Annotated in this window: 11 protein-coding genes; all 11 read left to right on the forward strand. The window is 49.3% G+C overall.

Translation table 11 applies throughout. The features are described 5' to 3' along the window. Positions 1-94: 94 nt before the first annotated feature. The 11 genes from ACSFXJ_RS00950 (at position 95) to ACSFXJ_RS01000 (ending at position 12,325) form a co-directional block, all read left to right on the forward strand. Positions 95-1,360, forward strand: a complete 1,266-nt coding sequence (locus ACSFXJ_RS00950; protein ID WP_435923372.1) for a DUF438 domain-containing protein — start codon at positions 95-97, stop codon at positions 1,358-1,360. A 443-nt stretch (positions 1,361-1,803) separates the two neighbouring features. Next, complete coding sequence (locus tag ACSFXJ_RS00955; RefSeq protein ID WP_435923373.1) at positions 1,804-2,754, forward strand: ROK family glucokinase; 951 nt, start codon at positions 1,804-1,806, stop codon at positions 2,752-2,754. An 87-nt stretch (positions 2,755-2,841) separates the two neighbouring features. Next, positions 2,842-3,732, forward strand: coding sequence for an RNase adapter RapZ (gene rapZ / locus ACSFXJ_RS00960; protein WP_435923374.1), 891 nt, complete (start codon positions 2,842-2,844; stop codon positions 3,730-3,732). Between the two features lie 77 nt (positions 3,733-3,809). Continuing rightward, a complete protein-coding gene (locus tag ACSFXJ_RS00965) occupies positions 3,810-4,754 on the forward strand; it encodes a gluconeogenesis factor YvcK family protein (RefSeq protein ID WP_435925652.1) in 945 nt (314 codons plus the stop codon). 5 nt (positions 4,755-4,759) lie between these two features. After that, the gene (gene whiA / locus ACSFXJ_RS00970; RefSeq protein WP_435923375.1) at positions 4,760-5,689 is read left to right on the forward strand and encodes a DNA-binding protein WhiA; all 930 of its coding nucleotides are present in this window, start codon (positions 4,760-4,762) and stop codon (positions 5,687-5,689) included. Between the two features lie 114 nt (positions 5,690-5,803). Continuing rightward, on the forward strand, positions 5,804-6,073 hold the full coding sequence (locus tag ACSFXJ_RS00975) for an HPr family phosphocarrier protein (RefSeq protein WP_435925653.1): 270 nt from the start codon (positions 5,804-5,806) through the stop codon (positions 6,071-6,073). A 553-nt stretch (positions 6,074-6,626) separates the two neighbouring features. Then, on the forward strand, positions 6,627-7,385 hold the full coding sequence (locus ACSFXJ_RS00980) for an SIMPL domain-containing protein (protein WP_435923376.1): 759 nt from the start codon (positions 6,627-6,629) through the stop codon (positions 7,383-7,385). A gap of 247 nt (positions 7,386-7,632) precedes the next feature. Then, positions 7,633-9,474 carry a S8 family serine peptidase gene (locus tag ACSFXJ_RS00985; RefSeq protein ID WP_435923377.1) on the forward strand — a complete coding sequence of 614 codons (1,842 nt, stop codon included), beginning with the start codon at positions 7,633-7,635 and terminating at the stop codon, positions 9,472-9,474. A gap of 231 nt (positions 9,475-9,705) precedes the next feature. Then, positions 9,706-10,674, forward strand: a complete 969-nt coding sequence (locus ACSFXJ_RS00990; RefSeq protein WP_435923378.1) for an ABC transporter ATP-binding protein — start codon at positions 9,706-9,708, stop codon at positions 10,672-10,674. After that, complete coding sequence (locus ACSFXJ_RS00995; protein WP_435923379.1) at positions 10,671-11,519, forward strand: ABC transporter permease; 849 nt, start codon at positions 10,671-10,673, stop codon at positions 11,517-11,519. The genes ACSFXJ_RS00990 and ACSFXJ_RS00995 overlap by 4 nt, the downstream gene beginning before the upstream one ends. After that, positions 11,519-12,325 (forward strand): ABC transporter permease, encoded by an 807-nt coding sequence (locus tag ACSFXJ_RS01000; RefSeq protein ID WP_435923380.1) that lies wholly within the window; start codon positions 11,519-11,521, stop codon positions 12,323-12,325. Before ACSFXJ_RS00995 ends, ACSFXJ_RS01000 begins: the two co-directional genes overlap by 1 nt. Positions 12,326-12,350 lie beyond the last annotated feature (25 nt).

The following is a 12,350-nucleotide window of genomic DNA, read 5'->3' on the forward strand; positions in this document are numbered from 1 at the left end:
CACACATGAGAACAATTATCACTCAAAATTTAACCTTTTATAGAAAGCATAATGAATAAATATCCAGGCCGGACCGGCAAAGGAGTTGTCGAAGATGAGCGAACTGATCAACAACCGGGAACACGGAGTATCTGAGCAAACGCGGCGGCAGGCGATGCTGAAGGAAATCATCAAGGAGCTGCATCAGGGCAAAAGCGTGGATGAAGTCAAGGCGCGGTTTGAAGAAGCGGTGGGCGATGTCACGGTTGCGGAAATTTCCGCGATGGAGCATGCGCTGATGGAGGAGGAGGGGATTCCCGTCAGCGAGGTACAACGGCTTTGCTCGGTGCATACGGCGATTTTCAAAGGCTCCATCGAACAGATTCACCGTTCTTCGAAGCCGGAGGAGCAGCCGGGCCATCCGGTGCATACGTTCAAACTGGAAAACCGCGAGATCGAGAAACTGGTTAATTTCAAGCTGGAGCTTCATCTGGACAAATTCCGGAAGGATGACGGCGAGGAGATCATCTTCAAGTTGCTTGAGGACTTGAGCCTGCTGCTGGATATCGACAAGCATTACAGCCGGAAGGAAAATTTGCTTTTCCCTTATCTTGAGAAGTACGGCATTTACGGACCGACCACGGTCATGTGGGGCGTCGACGACGGCATACGCATGATGATCAAGGAGGTCAAAGGAAATCTGTCGGCGTATAACGGGGACAAGGAGACGATGTGCATCGATCTCGAACGGATTATTAAAGAAGTGAATGAGATGATTTTTAAAGAAGAAAACATTCTGCTGCCGATGGCTCTGGAAAAGCTGACGGAAGACGAATGGGTGAAAATCGCCCGCGAAAGCGACCAGATCGGGTTCTGCCTTGCCGCACCGGAGCAGGAGTGGATCCCCGAACGGGTTCCGCTTGCCGGGTTCGATCAGGCGGAGGCGAATGCCGCGGACCAAGAAGAGTCGGCCCCTCAGGGCTTCGTCAAATTCCAGACCGGCATCCTGTCGGTGGAGCAGCTTGAAGCGGTCATGAATCACCTGCCGGTGGACCTCACCTTTATCGACGAGAATGACGTAGTGCGTTACTTTTCCCACGGCAAAGAGCGGATCTTCGCCCGGACCAAGGCCGTGATCGGCCGGACGGTACAAAACTGCCATCCGCCGCAAAGCGTGCATGTGGTGAACCAGCTGCTGGCCGATTTTAAAGCAGGCAAAAAGGACGCCGAGGATTTCTGGATCCCGGTCAAGGACAAGTTCGTCTACATCCGATACTTTGCGGTCCGCAGCGAGGACGGACGATATCTCGGCACGCTCGAATTTACGCAAAATATAGCCCCGATCCGCGAACTGGAGGGGCAAAAGCGGATTCTATCCTAACATGCAATAGGTGTCCCTTGAAGGGATGCCTTATTTTTTTGAGCGTCACGAATTCTTCATTGGAAATAATCCAACCATTTTTGGTGGATCGACGCCATCCTAAGCGTCCCATTTGAAATTTTCCAATCATTATGGCCTGGTTAGTCAAAATTGGGGTGCCCTGCTGATGAATCGTTGGATTTTCTTCAATCAAGCTCGCCCCCTTCCCCCTGTCATCGTGTTTCCATTCCTGTTTCAAGGCCCCGTTTTCAAACTCAAATCACCCGGGCAAGACCCCGATGTGACCCCTATCACATCCCCGCAACCCCTTGCCGTTGCTGGATTTTGGACATTCTTACCTCTCTTGACCGAACGGATGGGTTCGCTTATAGTTGGTACGTAGGCATAAACTTATGCCTTATTTTTAATGATTCTATTATTTAGAGAAAAAGGTGGCTTGTACAATGTCTGAAAAAATCTACATCGGTGTTGACCTGGGCGGAACGGCGATCAAAGTCGGCATCTGCAGCGAGGAGGGCCAGCTTCTCCATACTTTCGAAGGACCGACACAGTCCGATCAAGGTGCCGAAACGGTCGTGAACAATATCGAGCGTTATGTACGCCAGATCGTCGAAGAATCTCCTTATGAATGGGAACAAGTGGCGGGAGTAGGCGCCGGAGTCGCCGGTTTTACGAATGTGCGCGAGGGCATTATCATTTTGGCGCCGAATGTAGGTTTGAAGGATCTTCACATTCGTGAAATTCTGGAAGAACGCTTGGGCAAGCCGGTCAAAATAGACAATGACGCCAACGTGGCGGCACTGGGCGAAGCTTGGGGCGGCGCGGGTAAAGGCGTTGAAAACTGCGTGTGCTACACCCTGGGAACCGGGGTCGGCGGCGGCATCATCATCGGCGGCAAAATTTATCAAGGCTTCTCCGGGATGGCCGGCGAACTTGGACATATGCATGTCGTGCCGGATCTGGAAGCGATTCAATGCGGCTGCGGCCAAATGGGCTGCCTGGAGACCGTATCTTCGGCAACGGGGATCATCAAAATGGCGAAGGACGCCGTGGCCCGCGGAGAGCGTACATCGCTGTCCCAAGTGGAGAACATCATGGCGAAGGACGTGTTCGATGCGGCCAAAGCCGGGGACGAAACTGCGGTTCGCATCGTCAACCGCGCCGCTTTCTATCTCGGGAAATCGCTGGCGGCCGTCGCTGTCGTACTGAATCCGGAGCTGTTCATTATCGGCGGCGGCGTCTCCAAAGCCGGAGACATTTTGTTTGACGAAGTACGCAGCGTATTCGCAAAGCATACGCCTGAACCGGTACAAAAAGGTCTGCGGATCGTACCCGCTTCCCTCGGAAACGACGCTGGCATGGTCGGAGCGGCGGGTCTGTTCCTTCGTTCCTGATATTCCTGATATAAGATTCAATTTCTTTAGAATTAGTATAAAATATAGATATAATAGATATAGGAGACTTTGCGAGGAGGGAAAAGCATGCCGGAGAAGGAAGGATCTTCAGTTGCCAATTTGATCATTATTACGGGCATGTCGGGTGCCGGAAAATCGCTGGCCGTCAAAAGTCTGGAGGATCTCGGGTTTTTCTGCGTCGACAATTTGCCCCCCGTGCTGATTCCGAAGTTTGCCGAATTGATCGAGCAGTCCAAGGGCAAAATCGCGAAAGTAGCGTTGGTCATCGACTTGCGCGGACGGGAGTTTTTCACGGCGCTGTCGGAATCGCTCGCGTACATTAAGGACCATTTTACGATCAAAAGCGAAATTCTGTTTCTGGACGCAACCGATGCGGTGCTTGTTCAGCGTTATAAGGAAAGCCGCCGCCGTCACCCGCTTGCCCCGGAGGGAATGCCGCTCGACGGTATTCGCCTGGAGCGCAAAATGCTGGAGGAACTCAAGCTGTCGGCAACCCAGGTGATGGATACGAGCAACATGAAGCCATCGCAGCTGAAAGAGAAGATCATTTCCCGCTTTTCCCACTTGGAGAGCAGCAATTTATCTGTTAATATTACATCTTTCGGATTTAAGTACGGCATACCGATTGACGCCGATCTCGTATTTGACGTCCGGTTCCTGCCCAACCCGCACTATATCGAGCAGCTTCGTCCACACACGGGACAAGACAGTGAAGTATATGATTATGTTATGAAGTGGCCGGAGACCCAGGCGTTCCTGACCAAACTCCTAGACATGCTGCACTTCCTGCTGCCTCAATACCATAAAGAAGGTAAGAGCCAGGTCATTATCGGCATCGGCTGTACCGGGGGTAAACACCGTTCGGTGGCTATCGCCGAATACTTGGGCCGGATGCTCGGAGCCAGCGAAACCGAAACGATTCGCGTGAGCCACCGGGATGAGGGCCGAGACCGATAGAGGCTGCTTAGAGAATAAGAGGTGAGTCAGAAGTGATCAATCGGGCCAAGGAAGGAAGAGTTCCGCGAATTGTCGTGATGGGCGGGGGAACCGGCTTATCCGTCATGCTTCGCGGATTAAAAGAAAAGCCGCTCGATATCACGGCCATCGTTACCGTAGCGGACGATGGCGGCAGCTCCGGGATTCTCAGAAACGAGCTGCAGATGCCGCCTCCGGGCGACATTCGTAACGTATTGACCGCACTCGCGGACGTGGAGCCCCTGTTGTCCGATATGTTAAACTATCGTTTCGCCGCCGGGGCCGGATTGGCCGGCCATAGTTTGGGCAACCTGATTTTGGCTGCGATTACCGATATTTCAGGCGATTTCGTCACCGCGGTCCGGGAGCTAAGCCGGGTGTTCGCCGTACGCGGACGCGTTCTGCCTGCGGCGGGCCAGGCGGTGGTGCTCCATGCAGAGATGGAGGACGGCACGATCGTTACCGGGGAATCGAAAATTCCGGAAGCCGGAGGCAGAATCAAACGGATTTTCCTCGAGCCGGAAGAAGTCGAACCATTGCCTGAAGCCGTGGAAGCGATCCGCGAAGCCGATGCGATTCTGATCGGTCCGGGCAGCTTGTACACCAGCATTATTCCGAATCTGTTGGTGCCGAAGCTGGCGGAAGCGGTGCTGGAGAACGAAAATGCGATCAAAATTTTCGTCTGCAACGTGATGACCCAGCCCGGGGAAACCGATGACTATACGGTCAGCGACCACTTGCAGGCCGTATATGAACATGTGGGTCATCACCTGTTTGATTACGTCATTGTGAACGACGGAGAAATTCCCGCACAAGTGCAGGATTTTTACGCCGAGAAAGGCGCCAAGCCCGTCCAGGTCGACTGGGACGTGGTGACGGGGCGCGGATATAAAGTCATCGCTGATACGCTGGTGTTGTTCCGCCGCTATTTACGGCACGATGCGGATAAACTCAGCCATCATATCTATCAGCTGGTGGAGAACTGGATTACGCGAAAGAGGTGAGTCCCTTGTCGTTTGCGGCGCAAACCAAAAAAGAACTGACCATGGTCGAGGCGGATGCCTGCTGCGAGCGGGCCGAGTTGTCTGCCCTGATCCGGATGAACGGTTCGGTTCAGCTTACGAACAAAAAGGTCGTTTTGGATATTTCGACCGAAAACGCCGCGATAGCAAGACGGATTTATTCCTTGCTGAAGAAGCATTTTCAGATTCATACCGAACTCTTGGTCCGCAAAAAAATGCGTCTCAAGAAAAACAACGTCTACATCGTGCGGATTCCGGGCCGGGTTGAAGAAATATTGAATGAACTGCGGATCGTATCGGAGGGGTTTATTTTCACCCCGGGGATTAATCCGGAGCTCACCCGGAAAAACTGTTGTAAGCGGGCTTATCTTCGCGGCGCATTTCTCGCCGGAGGCTCCGTGAACAATCCGGAGGGTTCTTCTTACCATCTGGAGATTTCCTCGATGTATGAACAACATTGCCAGGCGCTGGTGGATCTCGCGAACGAGTTCCATTTGAACGCACGTTGCATCGAGCGGAAAAAAGGCTTTATTTTTTATATCAAGGAAGGCGAAAAAATTATCGAGCTGCTGAACATCATCGGCGCGCACCAGGCGTTGTTCAAATTCGAGGATGTCCGGATCATGCGCGATATGCGCAACTCGGTCAACCGGATCGTCAATTGCGAAACGGCCAATCTGAACAAAACGATCGGAGCGGCGGTGCGGCAAATCGATAATATTAAGCTGCTGCAGAAGGAAATGGGCCTGGAGAATTTGCCTGACAAGCTCCGCGAAGTGGCGGAGGTACGGCTGGCGCATCCGGACATGAACCTTAAGGAAGTCGGCGAATTGTTGAAAGGTACGGTAAGCAAATCAGGCGTCAACCACCGACTGCGCAAGATCGACGAACTCGCGGAAAAAATCCGCGGCAGCTAAAGTTGAGGTTTACTAGTGTGCCGCGGGGCGGTTGTATGCTATAATGGTATAAATTATAAAATTGCCCATCTTGGTGGGCACGTGATCGAAATTGTCATAGGGGGTAAGGTTTTGATGATCAAAAACCCGGTAACCGTTCGATTGAAAACGGGTCTTCACGCCCGGCCGGCGGCGCTTTTCGTTCAGGAAGCGAATAAATACTCGTCTGAGATCTTCGTCGAGAAGGACGATAAAAAAGTGAATGCCAAAAGTATCATGGGCATTATGAGCCTTGCCATCAGCACAGGCACCGAAATTTACATCAGTGCGGAAGGTCCGGACGCCGAGCAGGCTGCAAACGCTTTAATCAATTTGGTCAGCAAAGAGGAATTGGAGAACCAATAATTGGATTCATTACAACGGCTCAAAGAAGAGAGGCGCTTTCGTTCGCAAGAACGGGGGGCCTTTTTTAATATCTATACAACGTTAGCTCGGCGCGGCCTGTCGCGGCAAAGCTAGAGGAAGGTATGGTAGTTGTTCCGGTTCTAGGGTTTTGGTCTTTGACTTGGCCATGCCTCGGCTCCGGTTGGATTTAGCCTTGGTTGGGATATTCCGTGTCCGGCACTCGATCACTCTCCATAGGCTAACGAAACTGTGTAACTTTATTGCGGCAAAAAGGGGCCATTGGAGCGCCTAACGAAACTCAGACACCTTATTCAGTGGAAAAACGCTTCCCTCAGGTTCAAAAGGACCGAATAGCGATACACTGTTTCGTTAGATTTATTTTCTGGCCATAATGAAGCCAATAAGAGTATCCGGTTTCCTTAAGGAGTAGCAGGCATGGAGACCCTAAACGATCCGAGGAGTAGGATGAAAAAAAAATGTTCCTGCCGCTGCAACCCTTTGATCATGGACTGCGTTTAGTAGATAAATTCGCCAAAAAATGGAGGGTCTGTTCATGAATAAGTGGTTAAAACCGGTAGGAGCCGTGTTGATCGCGGGAACATTGGTGGTTGGAGGCAGCGCGTTAAGCGTATTGCTGGGACCGTCGCAGCAAGTTTCAGCCGATGCTGAGGCATTGAAGAATATCGTTAGCGTGGTCGGCAGCGGAGAAATTTCCGTCAAGCCGGATATCGCCTATCTGTCGATCGGCGTGGAAACGCAGGCGGCTACGGCGAAGGAAGCGCAAAGCGCCAATGCGGAGAAGATTGCCAAGCTAAACACGTTGCTGAAGGATACGTGGAAGATTGACGCGAAAGATATTCAAACAGGACAATTTTATGTACAGCCCAATTACACTTATACCGAAAAAGAAGGCCAAAAGGTCAAAGGATATACGGCCCAACATACCTTGAACGTGACTTACCGAGACTTGAGCAAGATCGGACAGCTGCTTGACGCGGCTTCGCAAGCCGGCGCCAACCGGATCGAAAACATCCGTTTCAGTACGGAAAATCCGGATCAATATCAGGAGCAGGTGATCGAGAAAGCGATGAACAACGCCAAGCTGAAGGCGTCCGCGATCGCCAAATCGGGCGGCAGAACACTGGGCGTGGTCGTCAGCGTGACGGAATCGGGCGGCGGCGCGACGCCGGTGTACATGCAAGCGGAGGCGCTGCAGATGAAGGTTGCGTCCGATTCGGCCGCCAGCACGGCGATTGAAGCGGGAGAAGTGACTTTGAAGACGACGCTGAGCGTGATTTACGAGTTGAAGTAGGAGTAAATCGTTTTAACACAGTAATAATTAGAACTAATAGGGGAATTGAGCTATCTATGGAGAGAGACTGTCATATGATGCCCAGTTCCCTTTGTTCACATAAATAATACAATATTACCCATAAATACATATTAAAACTATAATATTCTTGTTATAGTATATGTAGACATTGCTAATCTATTTAATAGGAGGTGTTTTTACAAGAATTGCTGAGGCTTAAAAAAAATTAAAATGGAAGGTGATTAGAGTGTTGAAAAAACGCGCAGTTTTTGTTGCTGTAGTATTGACTGTTATTTTTTCCAACATATCATTTGCCTACGGAGACTCCAACCAATTGTACTTTGATCCTTCAGTAATCAATAAGAAAAGTTTTGAAAATTCAGTCAACTTTAAGGACGTGGCCCCCTTTCAATTAAAACAGGTAACACCAAGGGGCTTGAATGGCAAAAGTCAGAAGCTAGAAGTTGAAAATAATGATAAGATCATTTTCAATGTAAATGAAGAATTATCCAAATTAGACAGCCCAAACGACAAGATTCTAATTCAAGTAATGCTAAACGATAATAATGATTCAGAGGCAAAGTTTTCTGAAGAAATAGAGTCGGCCTTCGGAAATGACTTAAACTACGAAATGGTTGGATATAAGACATTCAATCTGGCGGCTAATATTAAAGAACTGGAAATTTTAGAGGCTTTATCTTCGGTCGAATTTATCTTTAAACAACCTGAGAGTGATTCAGAGGTTTATATCTCTGAATCACTCTCAGGAGAAATCACACCCTTTTTAAATGCTTCCACTGAAATGATGGGCATTAAAAAGGCTAGGAGTGATTTTAAAGTCACAGGAGATTTAGATGGTAAAGAAAATAGTTATACGTCTAAAGATGTTGCCATTGCAATTGTTGATACAGGAATCGATGCAACCCATGTAGATCTTGATGGTGGAAAAGTCATTGGATGGTACGATGTTATTAATGGAAGATCTACTCCATATGATGATGAAGGCCATGGTACTCATGTTGCAAGTATAGCGGCAGGCACAGGCGAAGGTGACCCTGGAATACAAACTGGAGTAGCTCCCGGTGCGGCATTGGTTGGTGTGAAAGTCTTGAATAGTAGTGGAACAGGGAGTTTTAACCAGATCTATAAGGGGCTAAACTGGGTATATAATAATCTTGATACTTATAATATTAAAGTCGTGAATGTCAGTATAGGTACTCAAGCATCGTATAGTAGTGCGGCCGAGGTAATCAATATTATTAATAAGATTAGCGGTGCAGGAGTTCCTGTATTTGTCTCTGCAGGGAACGAAGGGGATGGGTATGACGGTTCAACTTTCTTAGGCAGATACTATGATACATTAAGCACCTTGGCTAAATATACTTCAACCTCAGTTGGAAGTGTGAAGGATCCATACGAAGGAGGATGGGGACTTAGTGAATTTTCATCAAGAGGAACAGGAAGTCAGGGTCCTTACGTTGTAGCTGCGGGTGAGAATATCAGGGCTGCTAAGGCTAATTCAAAAAGTGAATACGAAACTTTAAGCGGAACTTCAATGTCATCCCCTATAGTTTCAGGGATATATGCACTGATGTATGACGCTGCATATTCGCGAGGTGTATCAAGTTCTATAAGCTTCTCTGCCTTTGATATGGGGCAGAGTGGGTATGATAAGTTATATGGAAACGGAAATGTTTTGGGCTATGAATCTGTAAAAAATGCTGCGCAAGGCACAGGTACTTTTGATAATTACCGAACATATATTAGAGTACCAGACGGTTATGTTCAAAACGGATATATTGATTTGTACGAAATCAATCAAAACACAACGACTGCTGACCTTAATATCACTTTATTGATAACTGATGAAGGTAAGGAGAACCTAGACTTAGTGATTTGGGAACCAGGTGCTGATCCTTATCAAGGTGCGCCTTCCACGTATTATATACATGACAATAAAGAGTTACCTCAAGAAAGTTTTAGTATAAAGTTACCTAAAAAAGGTATTTACTATATAGGGGTCTATGGAATTGAAGATTCTGCAAACTATACGTTAGAAATTACAGGCAATCAAATCAAGCCTAATTAATAGTTGAAGTTTTTAATCTAACGCCTCTTTCTCCAAAGAGGCGTTTTTAATTTTTTGAACCTTTTTTCTTTAATTTGCCTTACCTCTGAATACACTTAAGAAAAATTGTTGTAACCCGCGCCAAAACAAGGTATATTGGATATGCAAAAAATGAATCGAAAGACTGTTAAAGCCATACCAATGGATATGGCTTTTTTTTCTTAATCCTACATTCAAGGAGTTGATGCATAGATGATCGAACTGTCCGGGGTCGAAAAACACTTTGCAGGACAAGTCGTTGTGCATCCGCTATCGCTCACCATAAAGGAAGGGGAATTCCTAACCTTGCTGGGCCCGAGCGGCTGCGGCAAGACGACGATTCTCCGCATGATTGCCGGTTTCGAGTATCCGTCCAAAGGGAAGATTCTGCTGGACGGCACCGATCTGACAAGCCTGCCGCCGAATCGCCGGGATCTCAACCTCGTCTTTCAACATTATGCCTTATTCCCGCATATGACGGTGGAAGATAACATCGCCTTCGGGTTGAAAATGAAAAAGATGCCGGCCAAGGAACAGCGTGAGCGGGTAGAGGAAGCGGTCGCGATGACGCAGCTGACGCCGCTCGTCAAGCGTTACCCGCATCAGCTGTCCGGCGGACAGCAGCAGCGCGTGGCGATCGCCCGCGCGATCGCGAACAAGCCTAAAGTGCTGCTGCTCGATGAGCCGCTTGGCGCACTGGACCTGCAGCTGCGAAAAAATCTGCAATCCGAATTGAAGCATTTGCAGCGGAGCCTGGGCATTACGTTCGTGTACGTTACGCATGATCAGGAAGAAGCGATGATGATGTCCGACCGGATCGTGATCATGAACAGCGGCAAGGTGGAACAAATCGGTACGCCGCGGGAGATTTACGCCACTCCGAAAACCTTGTTCGCCGCCACTTTTGTCGGGGAGAATAACATTTTCTCCATGGACGGGCGGTTGTTTGCCGTTCGTCCGGAGAAGCTCCGCGCGGAACGGAATCCCGAAGGGGCCAAACGGACGGGGGAAGTGCTCGACGTGCTTTACCTCGGCAGCATCCACAAGTTGGTCGTCCAGTTGGATGACGAGCCGATGACGGTCTCGATCGTCCTTGATTTTACGGATGACCGTCCGTGGGAAGTCGGAGAAAAGATCGGCGTGAACTGGAATCCGGAGGACGAGGTGGTTATCGGGCCATGAGAAGATCACGCTTAGGCCTGATGCCGGTCCTTTTGTGGCTGTGCCTGTTTCTGATCGTCCCGATGCTGATCGTGGTCGTGATCTCTTTTATGGGTCGGGATGTAAACGGCAATGTCGTGTTCGATTTTAATCTGGACTCTTACGCAACCTTTTTTGATCCGCTATATTTGGGCATTTATTGGGATACGATTGTTTTGTCCGTTGTAACGACCGTTGTATGCTTGTTGCTTAGCTATCCGCTGGCCTATTACATCGCGAACGCGGGACCCAAAATGCAGACCTGGGGACTTGCGCTCATTACGATTCCGTTTTGGATCAACTTTTTGATTCGGACGTACGCCTGGGTGCTTCTGCTCAGAACGCAGGGCATCGTGAACAACTTGCTAATCGATTTGGGATTCATCCAGGAGCCGTTGCAGCTGCTTTATACCAAAGGCGCGGTGCTGCTCGGTATGGTTTATACCTTTATTCCGTTTATGGTGCTGCCGATCTATGTGGCTTTGGAGCAAATGGATAAAAAGCTGCTGGAGGCCGCCAGCGATTTGGGTGCCACCGGATGGAAATCATTCTGGCATATTACGCTGCCGCAAACGAAGTCCGGCATTATGACCGGCGCGGTACTCGTCTATGTGTCTACGTCGGGGATGTTCGTTGTGACAGATATTCTTGGCGGCGCCAAATCGGCGATGATCAGCAATATCATCCAGAGCCAGTTCCTGGGGGCGCGGAATTGGCCGTTCGGTTCGGCGCTGTCGGTCATTTTTGTGATCACGTCGCTGATTTTGATCGTCCTCTTTAACAAGGCGATGACTTCCAAACATTTAACCGTGAAGGAGGGGCGCTGATGAAGGCGAAAAACCACCCTTTGCTCGGGATTCATTCCTTGCTGGTCATGATCTTTATTTATGTACCGATCGCGTTTATTATCGTGTATTCCTTCAACAGCTCACGGCTTGCCGCCGACTGGAGCGGATTTACGTTCGATTGGTATATTTCCTTGTTTCAAAACCGTCAGGTGATGGAGGCGCTGGTCAACACGTTGATCGTAGCTGTGGTGGCTACCGTATTTTCAACTCTGCTCGGCACGTTGGCGGCTCTAACGATTCGCAAAGCCGGCCGGAAAATGAAAACGGGGATGGGCGGCCTGCTGTATTTGCCGATCATCATTCCCGATATTATCATGGGGCTATCTTTGCTCGTTCTTTTTACGCAGTTTCATATCGAGCTCGGCAAGCTGACGATCATCATTGCGCATATCACGTTCTGTATTTCCTATGTGTATGTGATCGTGACGACAAGGCTGACGGGCACGGGGGGCCAGTTGGAAGAAGCGGCCCAGGATCTCGGAGCCGATGCCTGGCAGACGTTTCGCCACGTCACCTTGCCGCAAATCATGCCGGGGATCATTTCCGGCGCCTTGATCGCGTTTACGATGTCGCTGGATGATTTTATGGTCAGCTTTTTCGTCAGCGGCCCGAATTCCACGACCTTGCCGATCTACATTTACGGTCAGGTGAAACGGGGTATTTCCCCGGAAATTAACGCGCTGTGTACGATTTTGATCCTTGTGAGCGTTACATTGATTTTCCTGGCTCAATTCATGTTAAATCGAGGAAAGGGCCAGAAAAAACAATCGGTACTTCCGTTTTGAAGATAAAAAAACTAATTTATATAAG

This window comes from Paenibacillus salivarius (genome assembly GCF_051307165.1).
Lineage (GTDB): Bacteria > Bacillota > Bacilli > Paenibacillales > Paenibacillaceae > Fontibacillus.